This is a genomic window from Chryseobacterium sp. 2VB, assembly GCF_005503635.1.
Taxonomy (GTDB): Bacteria; Bacteroidota; Bacteroidia; order Flavobacteriales; family Weeksellaceae; genus Chryseobacterium; species Chryseobacterium cupriresistens.
Genome location: NZ_SCNC01000007.1, coordinates 18,604 through 40,095, shown reverse-complemented (window position 1 = coordinate 40,095; position 21,492 = coordinate 18,604). Strand labels below are relative to the sequence as shown.

Below are 21,492 nucleotides of genomic sequence, written 5' to 3'. Positions count from 1 at the left end.
GTTAAATTGTTATGCCTAGTGTTTTTAGCTTTTTAGTAAATTCTTCGTCATTAACTAATTGCTGGTTATTGGATATTTTATCTAAATAATTTTCTATTATAATTTTCACTAATTTTTGCGGAGAACTTTTGATATGAGAAAAATTCTCGTTCAGATAATCTAAAAAATCTTCATCTTCAATTTTGTCGATACAGCGCATGGCTATCAGTAAATTTTCCTGATCGCCTGAAAATTCATTTTGCTTTAGCAGAGCATTAAAGATCTGCTGAAATATCAGTCTTGTTTTTTTCTCATCCTGCGAAGATTTAAGAATGGCGATATAAGAGTTGTTAATAATATGTTTTACCATCCCCTGCTTATCAATAAGGGGAAGGTCTTCAGCCAGATTTTTGCAGCTCTCATTTTCATGTTGGTTAAACATGAAAAAAGCCAAAATCTTCATGACTTCTGTCTTGTACCGCTCTTCATTTTGAGTACGTGCAAAAATTCTGATTTTATTAAGTGATTGTTCTCCAATAATTATGGCAAAATAAGGAAACGTGTTACTCTGAACTAAAGCACTTTCAATAGCCCTGTCAATATTTTCCTCTGCCAGTACAAAATCATTTTCCACGTAATTTTTATACGCAAGCAAAGCATAGTCTAAGCTTATCATCCCCTGATGAATAGGTTCTATGAAATAGGTATTCATACTTTGCATTTTTGAATAAAGGTAATTTCCTAAGGTAGTATTCCCTGTACGAAAAGCAGAAAGTGATTTTTCAGACAGGTTCATATAGTAAAACAATCCTGCCTGGATATCTTCCGGAATATCTTTTCTAAATTCTTCAATCAGATTTTCGAAAATATGTCTTGGTTTTTTCACCTCATATTCCCTGAATTCTACTGTTTTTATTTTGTCTAAAATTATTGTTTCCATACATCATCTATTAAGAAAGCACAGCTTGTTCATTAATATATCTTTGAAGAAGAATTCTGTCGTCAATATTAAATTTGAAGGAAGGACACGCCGGGATATTATCATACCAGTTTTTCGGACATGCTCCGCCACACAGAGGAAGGAATTTACAGCTTTTGCACCATGAGTTGTTGTCCGGTATTTCATTAAACCAGTTTCTCATGACAACATTTTTGCTGTCTACATCTTTATCTTTCACAATGTTTCCGGCATAAAACTCAGAGTTATCATATTTTGGAGTGTACGGAATTTCCCAACATGTGGAGACATTTCCGAAAGCGTCAAATACTTCTGAGGTCTGGCTTACTACCATACAAGGTTTAGTAACTCTTTCAGGAATAATCTGTGTTTTAAATTTCGCTTTTGATTGCAGAAGCTTCATATAAACTTCTATTTCAAGCTCAGCAAATTCTTCTTTTGACACGCCTTTAATAGTAGCTTTGTTATCACCCCAGTCGTGGATGGGAGCAAGATAGAAACTTACGTGCTGAAGGATTCCTTCTGCTTCCAGATAATCAATAAAATCTATCACATTGTAGCTGTTTTCTTTATCCACATTACATCTGATATTGAAACTTGCTTCTTTTTGATATAATTCGGAATTAACAATTTCTTTGATATTTTTAATGATAATATCAAAACTGTTAGAACCATTTTTCAGATATCTTCTCTTATCATGGAATTCCTGAGTTCCGTCAATTGTGATCTGATATTCTGTAACCCTGTAATTTTTTACCAGTTTTTCAAAAAGAGAATATTTAAGGCTTAAAGCATTTGTAATAATTCTTGAAGAATATTTTAAATTTTTCTCTTCACAAAGGCTGATTAAACGGGTGGATAAATTAGAGATAGCCGAAAGACCTGTTAACGGCTCTCCTCCATACCATGTAATACTCAAATGTTCCAGATCGTTTGACAAACTTTCCATTTTAGTAATAATTCTGTCATAGGTAAGATCTAAAACTTCTTTTGACATACTTTTGTTAGTATGCAACTGACCGCAATAGTGACATCCCAGCTGGCAGTTTCCTGAAGGCTGAATCACATAAGAAAGTGTTTTCAGATCCTGATGATCTACAGACATGATGTTGTCTGAAAGAATTTCTCTTAACTCATCTTCAAACTCAGGTACATAAAATTCATTTTTTATCAGGTTGATAAAAATTTCTTCGGGAATCTGAGTGGTTTCAAGATTACATATTTTTTCATATAATCCTTTTTTCACTTCAATGGATGTTCCGGAACGGGTAGAAAAAAGAATGACATGATCATCTAAAATTTCCTCGTTTTCTATGGTATGGATATATCTTGATAATTTGTATTTCATAATTATTTTATTTTAATATTAAATAGAGTAGCACGAATGCTACTCTACTTTTTACTTTAGTTGTAACTCCAACATTCGTTACCACTGCAAGTTTGTGTACCTCCGAATCCCCAGCAGTCATTCTGACTTGTGCACGTTGCCGCTAGTTCTAAAGGTAACTTACCTCCTTTGATTGTCTTTACTGAACTTTCGCTCATTCCCTGTAGCTTGTTTTCAGTGATTTTTTTAGACAGTTCAAACAATTTTTTGTTTTTCATCACAATAAATCTTAGGTTAATTTTTTCTCTTGTAAAGTTTTAATTCCACACAAGACCCTGCAGAACATAAATTTGTGGAATCAGAGTTCTATTAGTTATAACTCCAGCAGCTGTTACCACTGCAAGTAGCTGTACCTCCGAATCCCCAGCAGCTGTTCTGACTTGTACAGTCTGCTGCTAATTCCAAAGGAAGTCTACCTCCTTTGATTGTCTTTACTGAATTTTCGCTCATTCCCTGTAGCTTGTTTTCAGTAATTTTCTTAGACAATTCAAACAATTTTTTGTTTTTCATGACAATAAATTTTCATGGTTAATAATTTCCCTGAACAGTTTTAATTCCACACAGGGCTATACAGAACACAAATTTCTTTATGAAAAGCTCCAGCAATTAGGATCTACGTGCAGATCCGGCCTGCACCAACTACAGGTACATTGGCTACAATGGTAAGCGAGTAAGCCACCGGTAATAAATACAAGGCCCTCTTTTTGCAGTTTTTTCATTTTGACATTTGTGATTTCCTGAGAAATCGCTTTAAGCTTTTTGTTTTTCATAGAAGTAAGTTTTTTATGTTTATTACGAATCTTAACTCTATAAAAATTAATCAAGCCTATGTAGACGAATTATTGGTCAAAATAAGCCCAACAACTGTTTAATGCACATGAGCTGGTTCCATAACCCCAACATGCATTTGCACCGAAACATGCACAGTCTGATATAATCTCTTTTTGTATTCCCCCTTAATAACTTCAACTGATTCTCTTTTCATTCCTGGGATTTTGTTCTCAGTAATTTTTTTTAGACAATTCAAACAGTTTTTTGTTTTTCATCACAATAAATTTTCATGGTTAATAGTTTGCTGAAAAGTACAGGCTTCAGAGAAGGCTCAATAAAAGTCTTTATGAAAAGCTCCAGCAATTGGGGGTATTCGTTGAGCAGATTCCGCAATAGGAATTACAATCGGGATGTCTAATGCAATCATCAACAGTAAAGTCTTTCCCTGCGTAGATAGTGAGAACTTCATGTTTGTGTAGTTTTTTGAGCTTACCCTGAGTTATCTTTTTGGATAACTCTTCAAGCTTTTTGTTTTTCATGGTTATTAGTTTTATCCTTTAGTGTATTAGTTTTGTAGTAAAAGAACAGGATTACAGCCGGGGGTTTTCATTTTGAGTTCTCCCCTTGTCTATATCTCCGGTATTCACCTTTTTTACTTTGTTGTTGCCAAATGTTTTGGATATGCTGAGTGATATGGATCTTAAATTTGATTGCGAAAGAGTTTCAATATATCCGTCATTATTATATAATGTATTGCGGGAGTTTGAAAGATTCAACAGATCTTTTACAGAAAGCTTGAATTTAAAATCTTTATAACTCTTTGAAACCTCAAGCTGATTATTGATAAAATAACCGTTTTTCTTATTAACTAATGTATATGGAGAGGTGTAACCAAAGTTATAGCTTATGTTCCAGCCTTTATTCCAAAGATTATTTCCACTAATTGTAACGGAAGAGTTATTATACCAAGAACTAGGATGAACATCATAGATATCTGCATTATTGATGTAATACATTCCTGTTGAAAGATTAAACATCCATTTGTTTTCAAACAATGGTTTGTTATAGTTCAATCCCACATAAAGACGCTTTACATTACCTTCAAAGTTTTTGGGCCTTGTAACAGAAACATTATCTACAACCTCTGTATAAGGAAGAATAGGATTTTTTACAATTCCGAAATTACTTACAAACACCCAGGTTCTTTTTATGCTGTAGCTCGCATTAAATAAATACATCTTTGCCACATTAAGATCAGGATTTCCGGTTTCCCACCAGGTTTCATTATTCTTATAAATAAATGGGTTCAAATCATCTACATAAGGTCTCCATAATGCAGTTCTATATCCCAGAGAAACTCTGTTGTTCTTATTGATCATATAAGAAAGGTTGATGCTGGGTACAATATTGTTGTAACTTCTGGAAAAGTTCTCACTAACCGTATTTTGTTTTGCGTTGATGTTTGTGTTTTCATAACGAAGCCCCAGGTTTACATCCAATGCCGAAAACAGTTTTTTCTTAACATTGGTATATAAGGCGTTGATATTTTCATGATACGTAAAATTATTAGAAAATAGGGTATTTAATGTACCGTCTGTATTATAATAGGTATAAGGATTATCCGTAGAAAGCCAATTAAGTTTTCCTCCTGCTTCGAAACTAAGTTTTAATTTTTCGAAAGTCTTGGAATAATCTACTCTTACCGTATAATTGTCCTTCTTATAATCATTATATATTAAGTTTGAATATGGGCTGGTCAAATTGAAAAACTCTGTTGTATTATCTCTGTGATGGGTGTAATAATCAAAGTTGATATCCAATCGCTTGGATTTTTTATCATCATTAAAGCTGTAATAAACATTTCCTCCGAAAAGGTTCAGCTTATCATTTTGTGTATTTACCGTTCTGTTTTCAAAAATTCCTCCTGTAGTATCATAGTATATATTCCTGTTTTCAAGTGAAGATTCAGGTGTTTTGTGATAATATTCCAGAATACCTCCTATGCTGCTTCTTTCATTAAGCTCGTAATCAAAACCTGTATTTCCTCCAAAGTTGGTTTCTTTAATCAGCGTACTTCCTATAATCTGATTTCTGCTGAATTTTGAGCTATAATTATCAATACTGTTTCTTTGCAGGTCATTATTATTTTCAAAAAACAGCATGGTATTATTTGAAAATCTGTTTTTATGATAATTTAAAGCAATATTCGCCTGCTGACTGTTTTTTCTGTTTTGTTTATCTGTAATGGTAAAACTTCCTTTCAGTCCATCTGTTTCCAGTTTCTTCAGCTTCAGATTAATAATCATTGCATCCTCCAGATCATATTTTGAGGAAGGATTGGTAATCAGCTCTATCTTTACCAGATTAGAAGCCGGCATAGCATTAAGATATTGTATTAAATCTTTGCCTTTAAGAATTGATTTTCTGTCATTGATGTAAACAGAGGCGTTTGTTCCCAGAAGAGTTATTTTATTATCATCTACTTTTAACAATGGTGTTTGAGAGAGAACTTCGGATATGTGATTTCCTACAACCAAATCGCTATTTTCAACATTAAAAACAAAACGGTCATCCTTTTGTTCAAAAAAAGGTTTTTTACCATTCACTTTTATTTCTGCAATTTGTTTTTCTATAACTGTTTTAATGGAATCTTTCTTCTCTTGAGAGAAACCCAACAAGGGAAGCAGAACACTTACACATATTAATATTTTCCTCATTTACTTTCAATATTTCTGATGCAAACATCATGATTATACTCAAAGTCTACAAGATTAGTAATCCAAAATTGATCAATACCGGTATATCCTTTTCCAAAAATTTACAAATTCCCGACTCATAGAGATCAATATACAACTGATAAACAAATACTTATATTTCATTGATAAAAATTCGATGATAATTCATAAATTTGCAGTGTATTTAGAAATATGAAGAAGTTTCATTTAATTATTTTAACTGTTTTCCCTGTTTTTTTCTTTTCTCAAAGCATAAAGGGACTAAAAATTCCAGACTCGTTAAAGAATAAAAGTTATAAGTATATTAATGATGCTTACAATAAAGTATTCCAGGTTGACAACGATAAAGCTGAGCTTTTAGCCAATTACATTCTATTAAAAGGAAAGAAAGAAAATAATAGAGACATCCTGTTTGATGGATATTATAATATAGCGCGGGTAAAAAATCTGAAGAATGAAAACGGGCATCCCTTTGCAGATTCACTCATCTCTGCCTCAAAAAACGTTAATAACTACGATTACCCGGCAAAATCTTATATATTAAAAGGTATTTTATTCAACAATGAAGGGAAATACAAAGAGGCTTTAGATGAATATACTATAGCTATTAATCACAACAAAGCTGAAAATAAAGAACAGTTTTTTTATATAAACAAGCTCATTGCTATCCTAAAAACAGCCACAGAAGAATATCAGGAAGCACTTCCTCTCTTTTTGAAATACTATAAGTATGAAAAAGATAAAATAAAAAACAACAATGTAGATGCTAAAAACTATATTGCTTCTATTTTTTCTTTAGCTAATATTTATACCAAATGTAAGGACTATAAAAAAGGTATTGAATTTGCCGATCTGGGGCTTACAGAATGTAAGAAATACAATAATTATTCTTATTACAGCTATCTGCTTATGATAAAAGGGATTAGCCTCTTTTATGTAAAAGATTATTCGCTGTCTTATAAAATCCTGCTGGAAGTACAAAAAGGATTGATAACAAATAAAGATTATAGTAATCTAGGAGTTTTATATTACTATCTGGGAAAAATAAAATATGCAACCCGCAGTGAAAACGAAGCTATAGAATTTTTTAAAAAGGCAGATTCAATTTCTTTTACTTTCAACAGTTTTGAACCTATAAAAAGAGAGGGATATGAAATTCTGATAGACTTTTATAAAAAGAAAGGCGATTTAAAAAACCAACTAAAATACATTGACAACCTGATGTATAGTGACAGTATAATAGCTGTGAACCGAAAAAATCTTTCAAAAGAAATTCTGAAAAAATATGACACCCCTTTGCTTATGAAAGAAAAGGTAAGTGTAATTGAAAGACTGAACCATCAGAATGCCTGGCTGATAGCGTGTTTGCTTATGATTACTTTAGCTTTCATATTCGTAATCAGGAAAAACAGGAAGAAAATAAAAGAATACGAAAAGCAGGCAAAAGTATTATCAGAAAAACCTTTGAGCACCCCTGTGCTGGAAAAAGAGCAAAAGAATGAAACTCCCATTACAAATGATCCTTCCATTATCATTGAAAGAAAGGAAAAAGCTACGAAAAGTGACCTTTCTTCTAATCCAAAATTTAAAATACTCATTGATAAAATAGAACAGTTTGAAAAGACTAATAGTTTTCTCAATAAAAATATTACTTTAGATTCTCTGTCAAAAGAATTTGATACAAACAGAGATTATCTCTCAAAGCTAGTCAATGAATTAAAGGGTAAAAACTTTTCCCAATATCTGAACGAGCTTAGGATCAACTATATTGTTGAAGAATTAAAATCTAACGAAAAAATAAGAAAGCATACCATTGCTGCTATTGCTGATGATATTGGCTACAACAATGCTGAGTCTTTCACGAATGCCTTTAAAAAAATAACAGGAACACTTCCTTCTTATTATATAAAAGCACTCAATTAAAACAAAATTACAAACTGTTAAAAATTAATATTTTACATGTAAATCTCACCGAAATTTATCAATTTCGGTATATATAAATTCTTTATTTACAGGAATAGAATTTCCTTTGTACTTCAATTTATTTAAAAATCTTAAAATTACTTCAGCAGTGAAAAAAATTAAAAAAACAGAAAAAAGATTATCCCTAAACAAAGTTCAAATGTCTAAAATAAAAGGAGGGATTAGCTCCGGAGGAGGTGATCAAATGCTTTTGAATGGTGGTAATGATACGGTCTTAGACAAAACATTAGATACTCTAGATGTGACAGTAAAAAATTAATGACAATTTTAACATTTTATCAGTAATTTTGAGAAAAATTACTGATTTTTTATTTTTATGAAGTACCTGTTAGCCCTATCTTTTTTCATTACATTCAATATTTCTTTTTCTCAGAAAATAAGTATTAAACATTTTAATGAATACAATATTGAAAAACTGCAGCCTTTAATTTCTTATTTAAATTCTGAAATACAAAAGAATTATAAAGAAAAAGACAAGGCGGTAAAGTATGATAATCTTTTCAGAGTAAGTATGGCAGCACAAAACTATGATACTGCTTTAAGTCAGCTAGATTCAGTACGTAGTGTTTACAGAAAAAGTAATCCCATTATTTCTTACGCCATGGGAACACAGTATGAAATTTACATAAATGCTCAAAAAAATAAAAATTCGCACAAAAATTTTCAGGAAAAATATAAAGAAGAATTTCTCAAAAAATATGAAAGTCTGCCTATAAAAACACAGATCATACTTCCCCGCTATTTCAATGGTGATACCGAGAAAACAAAAAAGGAAATTCTGGCTACTCTTAAAAATGATTTTGAGAACAAAGACAGCGTAGATCTGAAAAAAGCTTTACAATTATGCAGAAGTTATAACTCATATATAACAGGACCTACATTTGATATTGCTAAAAATTATTTAAAAGAACTCGACTCCAGGAACTTTGAGGTAAAAGACAGTTTATTAATCAATAATGAAATTAGTATAAGGGTTGTTTTAAATAAAAAATTAGCTAGTCCGGAATCTACCATCCTGGTCAATTCCATCTATCCTGATGCAGAAGATGCGAATGATCAAAAAGTACAGGCAAGCTATGGTTATCATTCTGTTTACATATATCCCAGAGGAAAATATACGAGTAACGCTGCCATAGAACCTTTTGAGCATGAGCAGGAAGATATTAATAAGGTCATTGACTGGATTACAAAACAGCCCTGGAGCAATGGCAAAGTAGGAATGATCGGAGGCAGTTATCTGGGATTCAGCCAATGGGCAGCAGCTAAAAATGTTCATCCGGCTCTAAAAACTATTATTCCACAGGCCTCTGTAGGAATTGGCGTAGTAGATTTCCCCATGAATAATAACATCTTTGCCTCTTATTCTCTTCGTTGGATTAACTATGTTACCAATAATAAAATGCTTGATGCGGGATTCAAAGACGAAGATCATTGGAATTCTGTTTTTAAAAAATGGTATGAAGGTGGTGAGGCATTTAACAAGTTGGATTCTATTGCCGGTAAAAAAAATATCATATTTCAGCGCTGGTTAAAGCATCCGGCATTCGACAGCTATTGGCAGAAAATGATTCCTTATAACAAGGAATACTCTAATATCAACATCCCGGTTTTAACCATTACAGGATATTATGATTCTGATCAGCTGGGAGCGTTATACTATTTCAGAAATCACTATAAATACAACAAAAATGCTAATCATTATTTGATTATCGGGCCCTATGATCATTCGGGAGCTCAGGGTTATATCAAAAATAATCTAAAAGGATATACTATTGATTCTGAAGCCAATATGGATATCGCAAATATAACAATGGAATGGTTTGATTATATTCTGAAGGGTAAATTAAAACCAGCTTTCTTAAAAGATAAAATTAATTATCAGGTAATGGGAACCAATGAATGGAGAAGTACCTCAAGCATTGATAATTTTGATAAAAATAAATTAAAATTCTATATCACAAGCCAACATCAGCTTTCTTCAGCAAAAGATAGAGATAAAGACTTCACACCGCTTACGGTAGATTTAAAAGATCGTACCAATGCAGATGAGCTTTTTAAGCAAAAAGATAACGTGCTGGATAGTAAAATTTACAGTCCAGACGCCGTTGTATTTTCATCAGAGCCATTTGAAAAACCGGTAGAATTTACAGGAAATTTTGTGGGTAATCTGAAATTATCTGTTAATAAAAAGGATGTTGATGTATATATGAAACTTTATGAAAAGACCAAAGAAGGTAAATATTTTCTGTTATCCACCTATTATGGAAGAGCAAGCTATGCTAAAAGCTCAGAGAAAAGAAAATTGCTGCGTGAGAACAAAGAAACAAGTATCACTGTTACCAACAATGAATTTGTAAGTAAAAAAATGGAAAAAGGAAGTAAACTGGTTTTAGTATTAGGAGCTATAAAAAATCCGCTTATGCAGATCAATTATGGAACAGGAAAAGAAGTAAGCGAAGAAACCATCAAGGATGCTGCAGTTCCTATGGAAATAAAATTTTACAATAACAGTTTTATAGAAATTCCTATTTCAATTAATTAATGCCACGTTTTCCATTTCAGTTTTTTGACACATTTGTTGTCAGATCTCCAATTTTTTCCTACAAAGAATTTCAGGATCATTTCTCTGGTGAAAACATCACCAAGGGATCTTTAGAAAAATATTGCAACCATACAATTTTTAGAGAAGCTATTTATTTAGCTTCTCTTTCCTTATATGATGAGATAGAGAAATTGATGGATCGTGAACATACAACGTCTAATTTGCCAAATGAAAAAACAAAGATTTCATTATTAAAATATTATAACCGCTCAAGTACCCGCTGTACCCCATTTGGTTTATTTTCAGGAGTAAGTACTGGAAAATTTGAAAAAGAGACTCTATTTCCGATATTCTCAGAGCCTACAAAAGTAAGAGATACAAAGCTGGATATGCATTTTTTAGTAGCGCTATCAGAGCAGCTTCTTTTAATTCCGGCCATTAAAAATAGCATCTCTTTTTTTCCTAACAACAGTATTCATAGGGTTGGAAATAAAATTCGCTTTGTAGAATATGAAAATACAGGAGGAAAAAGAGATTACATTATTTCTTCCGCTCCATTTTCCAAAGAGTTGGAACTTATACTACAATTTTCAGAAACCGGTAAAACAATTGACCAGCTTGCCACCTTTCTCGTTCATGAAGATATATCTTTTGAAGAAGCCCGGGAATTTATTGATGAGCTTATCGGAAATCAGGTTTTGATAAGTGAAATTAATCCTACAGTTTCGGGAGGAGATTTTCTGGAACGATTAATTTACATGCTAAACAAAATTGGCAGATATCAGGAAAAAGATATTTTAGTGGCTATTAAAAACAAGATCAGTGAACTTGATTTACATTTTGGAAATACGGCAGAAGCATATTCTGAAATTGAGGAACTCATCAAAAAGCTGAATGTACAATATGAAAAGAAATATCTTTTTCAGACAGATCTTTATTTTGAGGATGAAACAAATTTATCCTATCAATGGAAAAAAGAACTGAAGAAAGGAATCTCTTTTCTGAATAAAATTGCTGTTCCTTACAAAGAATCTGCTTTAGAAAAATTCAAAAAAGCCTTTTATGAAAGATTTGATAATGAAGAAGTTCCATTATCTTATGCTTTAGATCCGGAAATAGGAATTGGCTATTTACAAGATATTCTGGCCAAAGGAGTTCATCCTTATATTGAAGATTTAATCCTGCCCTATTCTAATCAGAAAAAAGAAATTCAGGTAAATCTTAATCCGGTACAAATTATTCTCAATCGTAAATTACAAAAAGCTTATTGGAATAAAGATCATGTAATACATTTAACTGATGATGATTTTAATGGTTTTGAGGAACAGTGGAATCAACTGCCAGATACATTGTCCGTTATGGCTGAAATCATTTCAGAAAATCAGCAGGAAAAATTATTTTTAAAATCTGCCGGTGGAAATGCCGGAAAATTATTGGGCAGATTCTGTTCAGAAAAATCATCTATAAAAGATTTGGTGAAAGCCATTGCTGAAAAAGAACAGGAACTTAATCCGGACAAAATTTTAGCAGAAATTGTACACTTACCCGAATCCAGAATTGGAAATGTGATCAGAAGACCTTCTATAAGGGAATATGAAATTCCTTATCTGGCGGGCTCTGCATTAGAAAAAGACAATCAAATTTTTGTGGAAGACTTGTACCTGTCCATAAAGAATAGCCAGTTATTTCTAAGGTCAAAGAAGCACAATAAAGAAATTATTCCTCATCTTACGAATGCCCATAATTATTTAAACAACTCTTTACCTGTCTACCATTTTTTATGCGATTATAATAACCAGAATGTAAAACCTTATTTATCATTTAGCTGGGGTGGTTTATCACAAATCTATGATTTCCTGCCAAGAGTTGAATATCAAAATATCATTTTGTCTAAAGCACAGTGGAAAATTGATCCTGAACAAATTCATTATTTTGATTCCATTCTTCAATCTGGTAAAAAAGATCTTCTGTTTCAAAATATTGAAGAGTGGAGAAAATTAAAACAAATTCCACAATGGATACAGTGGGTAAAAGGAGATAATACACTGGCGGTCGACCTGAAAAATTACGATTTAATTCAAATGTTTTTATCATCCGTAAAAAATGAGAAACTAATTTTTATTGAGGAGTTCCTGTATAATGATCAGTCAGATTATATTCATCAATTCGTTTTCTCTCTTTATAAAGATCTATAAATAAGATGATAACCAGAAAATTTCATCCGGGAAGTGAATGGCTTTATTTCAAAGTTTACACCGGCATCAAAACTTCAGATACTATTTTACAGGAAGTTATAGAACCATTAGTTGAACAATTACAAATTCAAAACCTTATTGATCAGTGGTTTTTTATACGATATAACGATCCTAAACCCCACCTGAGAATAAGATTAAACCTTAAAAATATAACTGCCTGTAGTATGATCCTGGGAATGATCAATTCCTTATTTAAGGACTATCTGGAATCGGGAGAAGTCGCTTCTATCATTATGGATACCTACTCAAGAGAGCTTGAACGTTACGGTGAAAACACGATAGAATACGCGGAAGACCTCTTTTTTAAAAGCAGTCAATTGATTTTAAACTTTCTGGAATACAGTGATGAAGAAAAGATCATTACTTCTTTATTTTATATAGATCAAATTTTATCAGCATTCAACCTGTCTCCTGAAGAGAAAATAGAGTTTGCAAAGCGTTCTGAAAATGCTTTCAAATCAGAATTCAATGCAGATAAGAACTTAAATAATCAGTTAAAGAAAAAGTATAATGAGTTTTATCCTCATTACTTTGAATTTATTACCTCTAAGGAATATGAAGAAATCAGAAATTTAATAAAAAGTAATATCATTGAAATTGAATTAAAGCCTGAAGAACTTTCAAAATTGGAAAATGACAATGTATTAAAAATAAAACCAAAAGATTTCTTCAAAAGTGTTTTTCATATGCATATTAACCGATTGTTTATCTCCCATCAAAGATTATTTGAGATGGTGGTTTATGATCACTTATTCCGTCTTTATAAAACAAACAGAACCCATTCTCTGAAAAAATAAATTTGAATTTTGTAAAAAATAAACAACCGCTCACGTAACGTAAGCGGTTGTTTTTCTGTGGTCCCACCTGGGCTCGAATATTTTTTATTTTTCCTTTTATTTATAGTACTTTCAAGCATTGCAATTTTCAAAGGGGGCGTTTTAGGGGATTTTTAAATTTTAATCAATAATTATACATTCACCCTTTTGCAAAAGAAATTCTATTTTTTTAAATTTTATAAACTCAGTATGTCCGTTCCTATATAAAACTTTAACTCTATCATTCCTGCCATACTTCCTTTTTGGTGATCTAATTTCAACATGATTGGTTTTGACAAATAAGAATTTTTCAGCATTTCTTTTAATTATATTCCTATTTGATGTATTCAATAATAAATCTAAACTAGGCTTATCTGCAAAAAGTTTCGCTTGTAATAAGATTTCTTTGGCCGTATTTACAGCCTTGTCAGTTTTATCTATATAAGATAAAATATTTAACTCATGATGGTATATCAATAAATAATATTCATGGAAGTCTTCATTTACATCTTTCTTAATAGATTTTATCTTTTCTACTAATTCCAACGCTTTATCATAAGCTTTATCTTCAATTAACTCATGAAGTATTTTATGAAAAATCCCAAAATCAAAAAAATTAAAATCAGTGATAAGGTTATTCTTTATAAAAGTTTCATAATCAGTGAATAAATAATTATATTTCCTATAATCAAGAACATAAGCTAAAATCTTGATAATTTCAATTTTCGTTTTTTCTTGAAGATTATATGCTATATTTTCTCTGTTTTCATAAATATCTAATAACAATTCTATAGAAATATCCCTATCCTGATTATTTTGCATAAGATCTAGCGCAATATTATACAAATTTTCAGCAACAGAATCCTTACCTAACAATGTGCTATACGGAACTAACTTATTATAAAGATCTTTTGCAGAAAGTGAAAAAGTTTCTAAAATCAATTCTTTAAAATCATCATAATTAAATTCTAAAGGCATTTCAGGGTTAACAGCAGAAGGTTTTATTTTTCCTTCAATAATCAAATTTACTAACTCATCTGCAAGCTTCAATTTCTCATTACTATCTTCAACTAGTTTTATTAATGCTATAATAATACTCGGTCTTTGTTTGTTATTAATCTCATAAGCTTTATAATAATTTTCTCTTGCAAGTACTTCTTCCCCGTTTTGTCTAGCGATTATTCCCAAATTAAAATAAGCAACACTTTTTAACTGGTTTACAAAGTTTTCGTTATCTCTAATCTTTTCAGGTAGATCTTCTTCAATAATTGCTGTGAAAATTTCCCTAGCTTCTAATTTTTGCTCATCATTATCAGATGATAGCGAAAAACTTCCATAATTTAGGAGAGCTCGCATAAATACCTCATCATTCTTTTTACCATCAATTACTACTTTAAGCTCATTCAAACTCTCATCAATCATCTTACGATAATAATATACTATGCCTCTTAGAAGATGAAGATTATAATACCATTTATTTTCTTCTACTTTATCAAATTCAGATTTACTTAAATAGTGAGATGCTTTCTGAAAATTATTAGTTCTATACGCTGCCATCCCAATATAATAGTAGTACATAGAGCTTTCATCTTTGCTAAATTCATTATCTTCTAGGTATTTTTCAAAAGCTATTAGTGCTTCATGATAATTTTCTTGATCAATATATTCTACCGCTGCCTTAACAAATCCTTTTTCTTTCTCATCAATTAATCTAATCCAATCTAAATTTAAGGATTCTGCAATTATTTGATTTTTAATAATAACATTTTTATCATCGTAGTTAATTATACCTGATAAATACAGTTTGCTTTTTAGCTTATCCGAAATAACTTTTCCATTTCCATATGATATCTCAACGATAGAGTTTCTTAACTCTTTATCCTTTGTTACTATCTCTCGAATGTTATCAATTGGTGCTTTATCAAAAGATTTAAGATATAAATTATGTACAAGTTTATCGATAAGCTCAACAGAACATTTTTCATTTGCTAAAGCATTTTCAACTTCAGAACAAACATCCCAAGACATTCTAGGATGTCCATGAGTCCAATAATATATTCTATCGATTGAATCACTATCTAATTTAAGATTTGCAATATCCAAAAAATCTAAAAACTCATCTTTTGAAAAATCATTTAGATATATTTTTTCACCAATATTAAATGGCGATACCTTTGGATCCTTTATTATTTCTGTGGGCTCAACAACTCCAGATAATAAATAAGTTAAATTATTAAAAATTTTGTTGTTAACACGGGCTGAAAAGTACATACTTCTTATCTGAGAAAATATTTGATCAGAATAATCAGTTTTTGTCAAAGCATCAATTTCATCCAAAATAATAACTAACTTACCTCCATTCAAAGAATCTATTAGAATTTTAAGTTCGTTAATATGCTGTCTATGAGGAGGCAAATCACCTATTAAATTTCGTTGTTCGATAATTTTTTTTGCAGAATGCAGAAATTTTTCTGAATGTGAATCTAATGCTGTATCAATAATATTTTCAAAACAAGCTCTAGGTGTTTCAAATACATTAGATAAATCTACATATATAAAAGCATCTTCGGGTTTTTCTAATTTTGATTTAGCATTTAGTAGCAAATTAGTTTTACCCATTTGCCGTGAGACTAAAACATAGCCAGGTCTACCCATATCTGAAATAATCGTTGCAACCTGTTTATCTGCATCACGCTGAACATATAAGTGATCTGGAACAATCGTATAAGGTTTTAATACTTTTTCCATTTTTAAAATTCTCTTTCAACTTCACCTAAATAAAATTTCACTGTCTCTGCATCATATTTATCAATTGCAAGAATAGTTCTTACAAATTTTTTAACAAATCTTGGAGAACCTTTTGAACGAAGTAAAATCTCATCTATTAAACTTTGTTCTAAATTTATATTTAGAGCAGTAAATAAAACATCTATTAATAAAAGCATATCCTTTCCATCCCAATATTCAAGTTCTAAAAAAGAAATTTGCTGATGAATTTTTTTCTGAAAAGGAGTGATAAATTTTTTAGGATTATCTATACTTGATAGAAAAAATTTAACTCCTGATAAATTTTCTTTTAAATTTTTTGAAATAAGCAAAGCAAATAATTTCTGCGCAAATTCTTGTTGTTCCAAATCTTCACTGATGGGTATTTCTTCAATAAAAATTATTACCTCTTTATTTGAATAGCATTCCTCTAATATAGAAATTATACGTTTAAGACAATCATCAAAACTAATTGGCATCTGAAGATCTTTACCATTTTTTTGAAGTATTACATGTAAAATTTCTTCAAAAAATTTCTCAATACTTGCGCCAATTCTTGGACTTAGATCGACTTGTACAAAATCTTTATTATGCTTTATCAGATTTCTGATTATTAGATTTGATTTACCACATCCACTAGGTCCACAAATCCAAGCTCCAAATTGACTCAGAATAGCAGCAAACTTCAAGTCATTATCTCTTTCTACATAAAATCTTTCATGCTTTTGATCGTAAAATTCAAATAAAACATCTTTCACCTCAAGTATTTCAGCTCTTTTCTCTTTATAAGGCTCTATACCGAGACTAGAAAAGGCAGTTTCTGAATTGAATAAATTTAGGCATAGGCTAATTGCTGATAACATAGCCGAATCCTGATTATTCTTTTTATTCTTTCCTTTTTCTCCATCTGCAAAATCACAAATTCCTTTTACTAAGATACATTCTACTTTTTTTGAGTGACAAGCAGAATACAACCCCGCTCCTTCCATTTCACCACCTTTAGAATCAGGATATGTACTCTTAAGCTTTTCTCGATGCTCAAAATTGTCAATTAACTCCTCTCCCGACATTATTTTTGAAAAAAGAATCTCTGCCTTAACACTATCTTTAAGTAAGTACTGCCAATCCTTCACACTTCTAAATCTATTCAAAAGAATTGGCCCAGAAAGAATTTCACTTCCTCTGTGTATCTCATGATCGCTACCTACTCTTTTAGAATTATATGGTAAAATTGATTCCGCCACCAATACATCTCCTATATTTTGTTTTTTATTATCTATTCCAAAAGCAATTCCAATCATAATCACAGCTTTTGAGGAAAAAACACTCAAAGCTTCGTTTACAGTAGCTATTGAACTCGATGGAGCAATTGAGCCCATAGTGCACTGAACATGAACAACTTTATATTTTCCAAATACTCCAAAATAATAAGTTAGATTACCCTGATAACACTTAATTATCTTATCAAAATCTGGGAACGGTAATAAAAATTTGTGAAGATTTTCAGTTTCAAGATCAGTAGCAGTTACCAGTAAAAAAAGATCTTTATCAATTAAATATTTAATACTATTGAATTGTAATTCTTTATATAAAGAGGATTGTTGAAATTCGCTTTCATTATCTAGTTCCAAGATTTGCATTTATTTTTCAAGTTAATTATACAAATATATAAATCGTTTTGCTTTAATATTAAATGATTGTCAATATTTTACTAACATATAATGAATTGTACAATAAATTTTGAGCTTGATAACTATCCTTCGATATTCTTAGATTGAATTTTACATTCATTCCAAGCATTAAATTATCTTTAACCATCAGAATCGAAGATAAACTCACGTTAAATATTAAAAGGCATGAAACGGTACATTTCCACGATTCTCCGACATTTTTCTTAGTAAGAAACCATTAGTTCGTAAGGAACACCAAAAGAATAAGCTTATTATATTTTTCTTGGATTCATCAGATGCTTTTTACTTGCCATCATTTACACCTTCCTGTATACCTTGTATATTAGTAGTAATAGTTTTTAGAGATATATTAACCTTAGTTACTACTTGAAATAGCAGGCACGGCGAGTTTATTGATCCTTGCTGACAATTTTCGATGAAACTCTTTTTTCACAAAATCATTATCTCTTTTATATTGATTGTAAATATCTTCCAAACTTGCAAGATATTTATTTCTATTATTTGTATTCAAGATCGGAGATGCGAACTCAATAAACTTTTTAACTCCAAAATATTTCAATCCTAGAAATTTCAGATATTCATCAAAAGTTTTTGCGCTCTTGCTATTTAACTGAGACTTTAAAAGACCCTGAGCAATATCTGGCGAAATTTCATTTACAAAGGAGATATTAACAAAAAGTTTGTATAATTCGTTACCCAACGAATGAAAATTTTTCCTGATAGATTCCAGAGTCTGTATTTTATTTTTTATGGAAGCTCGATTAAATTGACTAACCCGCTTCACTCTCAACTCAATCCTAACAAAGCTATTATTCTTTGAGATTTTTTTCACCAAATGCTTTCTTCTTACCTTGCTTGCGTTTTTGAAAACTTCATTTTGTTGAGATTCTCTTTCTAATTTATCATATACAGAGACTTCATATTTCTGATTTTTAAAGTTAACAGTATTTCCTATTCGCAGCGTATTTTCCATACCTTTCATTCTTGAAACACTACTCATAATAGAAGCTATATTCATATTAAATCTGATATTTACCCCCAATTCCACCTGAGTAATTTTTGCCTTCCAGAATTTTTCTTTTTCAATCCCGAACTCTTGCGCATACATTTCGATTATTTCAACAAAATTCAAATAATTGAGGTCAGTAAATGGATTTAAATTTTTGATGCGGATAAAGTCTTTTCTTATGTTTTGACAAACCGACAATCTTCCTTCTTTTGCGTTCAATTTTCTTTTAAAACTGATAAACTTATTCTTGTATGACAGCTTTTTGATAATATTTTCTTGTTGAACTACAATTTCAGACTTTGGTTTACAGTTTTCAGCTTTTACCTTTTGGGACAAAAAAGAAATCACATCAGGGTCAGCTTTAAAAATTTCAAATCCACCTTCCTCTCTTATTTTTATAAATTTTGTTGCTAAGATATAATCGCTTAGCAATACATTTTCAAGATAAAATTTAATTAAATCTACCATACTACTTTTTTTGTAAAAATTTTTCCAGTTCTGCTCTATTAACATAAATCTTCCCGTTCCTATTGGGCTGAGAAACTCTAAAACCTTTTTTTCTTAATCGATCAAATGTTGATCGACTCATATTGAATAACTCCAACGTCTCTTCTACAGTCAAAATTTCTTTTGATTTAATGTTCTCTAATGCTAAAGACTCTAGTACTGCTATTCTTTTTTTAAGCTTGTTAGTACGGTTCAGTAAAAATAGAAACCGTCTTTCTTTCAGTAATTTCATTTTGAATGGTTTCTTATATCATAGCAGGGAAACAAAAGTAAAATGATGAAAATTGCGTTAATTTTTTGTTAAAGTTTTTCTAAGAAAAGTTAAAACATGCGAAAATAGACGGCTTAAAAGCCGTCTACAAGGATCATATATTCATTAAATATCATTTTGTAGGAGGTAGAGGTGGAAGATATTCATACTCCGCATTTGGCTGGAAATATTTCATTAAATTTCCTTTATCAACCAATTCTAAATTTTGTAAATCTTTTATTTTATAAACAAAACCTTTTTGATAATCATTCCCATGATAATATGGTGGCTTTAGATTATTATCTACAAAACCTAGTTTATTTTCTTTAACGATTAATTCAAATTTTGATTTATAGGGTTCAACAACAATGATTTTATTTTTTTTATATTTAAAATAACCTACTTTTTTCACATTATATGTTGGGCGAAGTATATTTTCGCTTTCAGAAGACATAACAATTAATGTATCATATCTATTAAAAACATAAAACACACTATCTGTTTTAGAAATACCATCATGTATTTTATCTACACTTTCAATAACGGTATTATAAATTTGATCTGATGTAAAATATTCATTTTCCTTTTTACAACTGAATAGGCATAAAAGCAAAGAATAGAGAATTATTATTTTTTTCATTTTAACGATTTTAAATTAATTGTAGAACCTACATTTACTTTAGAGTTATTATGCCAATAGTATTTCCACAGAGTATTTTTACCTCCATTAGGAGCATAAAAAAGATAATGCCCTGGATAATTAGTACTTTTGGTTCTGTTATAATAAACTCTATCTCCTTCTCTTGCTACACCATAATCACCGTCAGTCATACCATTAACTGGTGAAGGACCATTTACATTTTTATGTGAGTGTATTTCAAATAATAGTTTAGACATTGATTGATTTTGAAAATCGGGAGGTGTAAAACCATCATTATGCCCAGTATATATTGTATATGATATTCCTTTTCCTACTTTATAAGCATCTAGTCCCCATTCTACGTCAGAATTTTTTGCAGCAAATGTAAATACATTCGCAGCATCCGAAGCATCTGTAGTTCTTCCGAAATTAATTCCTTTAGGAAATCCCGTATCATTCAAACCGTAATTAGTTGCTAAACTACTAATAACAGTACCGTCTGTTGGTTTCGCCTTATCTACAACTACAGGACTTACTTTGTTATCTACATTTCCTTTTTTATCGGTTGCAAATAATCTGTCATCACTTCTTTTTTCACTACCGTCATTAGGATCAACTCTAGTAACAGTTCCATCTTTTAGCAACTTAAAATCTGTAAGTGGTGCTCTACCATCAGGGTCAACATTGCTTATGGGATTATTAAATACAAAATTATAAGGCGACCAATTACTAAACTCCTCACTCAAAGGGTCAGGAGAAAACCATCTTCCTGCCGTATCTAAATAAGGCTGAGCATCGGGATCACTCAAATCTATTTCCCTGAACTCTACAATATCTTTCGTTTTTTTATTGTAACGGATAGAACCTATACTTACAATACTATCCATATCGTGGAATTCTAAATATTTTCCTTTACTCAAAGTTGCTACTTTCGGATAATAACCGTATTTCTTAAATGGATTTCCCGCTTCAATGTTTTTTCTTCTTCTTTCAGCCTCTTCAGGAGTAAGCGGATCATGGCTTTTTAAAACCTCATCCATGTAAGGTCTGGCTCTTTCTTCTTTTGTAAGCTTCACGGGATTTACATAAGTTTTTTCAGCTTTTGTTCGGGAAAGCCTCTTTTTCTGGGCAAAAGCTTCGTTTATCCCTAGCGTAACTAACAATAAAAGAGTAATCTGTAAACTTCTTTTCATATTCATTTTGT

At 30.9% G+C, this 21,492-nt stretch carries 18 protein-coding genes; 5 read left to right on the top strand and 13 right to left on the bottom strand.

Annotation, left to right across the window (positions count from 1 at the left end):
- Position 1 precedes the first annotated feature (1 nt).
- From FFS26_RS08735 to FFS26_RS08710, 7 genes are all read right to left on the bottom strand, one after another.
- Positions 2 to 919 carry a hypothetical protein gene (locus FFS26_RS08735; RefSeq protein ID WP_110009609.1) on the bottom strand — a complete coding sequence of 306 codons (918 nt, stop codon included), beginning with the start codon at positions 917 to 919 and terminating at the stop codon, positions 2 to 4.
- Positions 920 to 929: 10 nt separating this feature from the next.
- Positions 930 to 2,285: a radical SAM/SPASM domain-containing protein gene (locus FFS26_RS08730; protein WP_002983497.1), complete on the bottom strand. Its 1,356-nt coding sequence runs from the start codon at positions 2,283 to 2,285 to the stop codon at positions 930 to 932.
- 56 nt (positions 2,286 to 2,341) lie between these two features.
- Complete coding sequence (locus FFS26_RS22770) at positions 2,342 to 2,482, bottom strand: hypothetical protein (RefSeq protein ID WP_228449417.1); 141 nt, start codon at positions 2,480 to 2,482, stop codon at positions 2,342 to 2,344.
- Between the two features lie 151 nt (positions 2,483 to 2,633).
- Positions 2,634 to 2,834, bottom strand: a complete 201-nt coding sequence (locus FFS26_RS08720; protein ID WP_002983500.1) for a hypothetical protein — start codon at positions 2,832 to 2,834, stop codon at positions 2,634 to 2,636.
- 77 nt (positions 2,835 to 2,911) lie between these two features.
- Positions 2,912 to 3,094, bottom strand: a complete 183-nt coding sequence (locus tag FFS26_RS08715; RefSeq protein WP_137904852.1) for a hypothetical protein — start codon at positions 3,092 to 3,094, stop codon at positions 2,912 to 2,914.
- Between the two features lie 332 nt (positions 3,095 to 3,426).
- Complete coding sequence (locus FFS26_RS22470; RefSeq protein WP_171006274.1) at positions 3,427 to 3,564, bottom strand: hypothetical protein; 138 nt, start codon at positions 3,562 to 3,564, stop codon at positions 3,427 to 3,429.
- A 121-nt stretch (positions 3,565 to 3,685) separates the two neighbouring features.
- The gene (locus tag FFS26_RS08710; RefSeq protein ID WP_110009610.1) at positions 3,686 to 5,812 is read right to left on the bottom strand and encodes an outer membrane beta-barrel family protein; all 2,127 of its coding nucleotides are present in this window, start codon (positions 5,810 to 5,812) and stop codon (positions 3,686 to 3,688) included.
- 210 nt (positions 5,813 to 6,022) lie between these two features.
- Between FFS26_RS08710 and FFS26_RS08705 the strand changes: the two genes are divergently transcribed.
- From FFS26_RS08705 to FFS26_RS08690, 5 genes are all read left to right on the top strand, one after another.
- On the top strand, positions 6,023 to 7,753 hold the full coding sequence (locus tag FFS26_RS08705) for a helix-turn-helix domain-containing protein (protein ID WP_137904851.1): 1,731 nt from the start codon (positions 6,023 to 6,025) through the stop codon (positions 7,751 to 7,753).
- A 148-nt stretch (positions 7,754 to 7,901) separates the two neighbouring features.
- Positions 7,902 to 8,072 (top strand): hypothetical protein, encoded by a 171-nt coding sequence (locus FFS26_RS22465; RefSeq protein WP_171006273.1) that lies wholly within the window; start codon positions 7,902 to 7,904, stop codon positions 8,070 to 8,072.
- 57 nt (positions 8,073 to 8,129) lie between these two features.
- The gene (locus FFS26_RS08700; RefSeq protein ID WP_110009613.1) at positions 8,130 to 10,355 is read left to right on the top strand and encodes a CocE/NonD family hydrolase; all 2,226 of its coding nucleotides are present in this window, start codon (positions 8,130 to 8,132) and stop codon (positions 10,353 to 10,355) included.
- Positions 10,355 to 12,550 (top strand): lantibiotic dehydratase family protein, encoded by a 2,196-nt coding sequence (locus tag FFS26_RS08695; protein ID WP_137904850.1) that lies wholly within the window; start codon positions 10,355 to 10,357, stop codon positions 12,548 to 12,550. The genes FFS26_RS08700 and FFS26_RS08695 overlap by 1 nt, the downstream gene beginning before the upstream one ends.
- Before the next feature lie 5 nt (positions 12,551 to 12,555).
- Complete coding sequence (locus FFS26_RS08690) at positions 12,556 to 13,407, top strand: thiopeptide-type bacteriocin biosynthesis protein (RefSeq protein WP_137904849.1); 852 nt, start codon at positions 12,556 to 12,558, stop codon at positions 13,405 to 13,407.
- A gap of 159 nt (positions 13,408 to 13,566) precedes the next feature.
- Here the strand turns inward: FFS26_RS08690 and FFS26_RS08685 are convergent, their stop codons facing one another.
- From FFS26_RS08685 to FFS26_RS22460, 6 genes are all read right to left on the bottom strand, one after another.
- Entirely contained in the window at positions 13,567 to 16,173 is a 2,607-nt protein-coding gene (locus tag FFS26_RS08685) for an AAA-like domain-containing protein (RefSeq protein ID WP_137904848.1), read from the bottom strand.
- A gap of 2 nt (positions 16,174 to 16,175) precedes the next feature.
- Positions 16,176 to 17,822 carry a hypothetical protein gene (locus tag FFS26_RS08680; protein ID WP_171006272.1) on the bottom strand — a complete coding sequence of 549 codons (1,647 nt, stop codon included), beginning with the start codon at positions 17,820 to 17,822 and terminating at the stop codon, positions 16,176 to 16,178.
- A 415-nt stretch (positions 17,823 to 18,237) separates the two neighbouring features.
- Positions 18,238 to 19,359, bottom strand: a complete 1,122-nt coding sequence (locus FFS26_RS08675; RefSeq protein WP_137904846.1) for a hypothetical protein — start codon at positions 19,357 to 19,359, stop codon at positions 18,238 to 18,240.
- A 1-nt stretch (position 19,360) separates the two neighbouring features.
- Complete coding sequence (locus FFS26_RS08670) at positions 19,361 to 19,630, bottom strand: helix-turn-helix transcriptional regulator (RefSeq protein WP_137904845.1); 270 nt, start codon at positions 19,628 to 19,630, stop codon at positions 19,361 to 19,363.
- Between the two features lie 151 nt (positions 19,631 to 19,781).
- A complete protein-coding gene (locus tag FFS26_RS08665) occupies positions 19,782 to 20,288 on the bottom strand; it encodes a hypothetical protein (RefSeq protein WP_137904844.1) in 507 nt (168 codons plus the stop codon).
- Positions 20,285 to 21,481 (bottom strand): JAB-like toxin 1 domain-containing protein, encoded by a 1,197-nt coding sequence (locus FFS26_RS22460; protein WP_171006271.1) that lies wholly within the window; start codon positions 21,479 to 21,481, stop codon positions 20,285 to 20,287. The genes FFS26_RS08665 and FFS26_RS22460 overlap by 4 nt, the downstream gene beginning before the upstream one ends.
- Between the last annotated feature and the right edge of the window lie 11 nt (positions 21,482 to 21,492).

What these genes read in the sequence shown, in the direction of transcription:
- FFS26_RS08690 (WP_137904849.1), top strand. Translation starts at nt 12,556, where the DNA reads ATGATAACCAGAAAATTTCATCCGGGAAGTGAATGGCTTTATTTCAAA.
- FFS26_RS08670 (WP_137904845.1), bottom strand. Translation starts at nt 19,630, where the DNA reads ATGAAATTACTGAAAGAAAGACGGTTTCTATTTTTACTGAACCGTACT.
- FFS26_RS22770 (WP_228449417.1), bottom strand. Translation starts at nt 2,482, where the DNA reads ATGAGCGAAAGTTCAGTAAAGACAATCAAAGGAGGTAAGTTACCTTTA.
- FFS26_RS08705 (WP_137904851.1), top strand. Translation starts at nt 6,023, where the DNA reads ATGAAGAAGTTTCATTTAATTATTTTAACTGTTTTCCCTGTTTTTTTC.
- FFS26_RS08720 (WP_002983500.1), bottom strand. Translation starts at nt 2,834, where the DNA reads ATGAAAAACAAAAAATTGTTTGAATTGTCTAAGAAAATTACTGAAAAC.
- FFS26_RS08735 (WP_110009609.1), bottom strand. Translation starts at nt 919, where the DNA reads ATGGAAACAATAATTTTAGACAAAATAAAAACAGTAGAATTCAGGGAA.
- FFS26_RS08675 (WP_137904846.1), bottom strand. Translation starts at nt 19,359, where the DNA reads ATGGTAGATTTAATTAAATTTTATCTTGAAAATGTATTGCTAAGCGAT.
- FFS26_RS08715 (WP_137904852.1), bottom strand. Translation starts at nt 3,094, where the DNA reads ATGAAAAACAAAAAGCTTAAAGCGATTTCTCAGGAAATCACAAATGTC.
- FFS26_RS08700 (WP_110009613.1), top strand. Translation starts at nt 8,130, where the DNA reads ATGAAGTACCTGTTAGCCCTATCTTTTTTCATTACATTCAATATTTCT.
- FFS26_RS22460 (WP_171006271.1), bottom strand. Translation starts at nt 21,481, where the DNA reads ATGAAAAGAAGTTTACAGATTACTCTTTTATTGTTAGTTACGCTAGGG.
- FFS26_RS08695 (WP_137904850.1), top strand. Translation starts at nt 10,355, where the DNA reads ATGCCACGTTTTCCATTTCAGTTTTTTGACACATTTGTTGTCAGATCT.
- FFS26_RS22470 (WP_171006274.1), bottom strand. Translation starts at nt 3,564, where the DNA reads ATGAAGTTCTCACTATCTACGCAGGGAAAGACTTTACTGTTGATGATT.
- FFS26_RS08710 (WP_110009610.1), bottom strand. Translation starts at nt 5,812, where the DNA reads ATGAGGAAAATATTAATATGTGTAAGTGTTCTGCTTCCCTTGTTGGGT.
- FFS26_RS08730 (WP_002983497.1), bottom strand. Translation starts at nt 2,285, where the DNA reads ATGAAATACAAATTATCAAGATATATCCATACCATAGAAAACGAGGAA.
- FFS26_RS08665 (WP_137904844.1), bottom strand. Translation starts at nt 20,288, where the DNA reads ATGAAAAAAATAATAATTCTCTATTCTTTGCTTTTATGCCTATTCAGT.
- FFS26_RS08685 (WP_137904848.1), bottom strand. Translation starts at nt 16,173, where the DNA reads ATGGAAAAAGTATTAAAACCTTATACGATTGTTCCAGATCACTTATAT.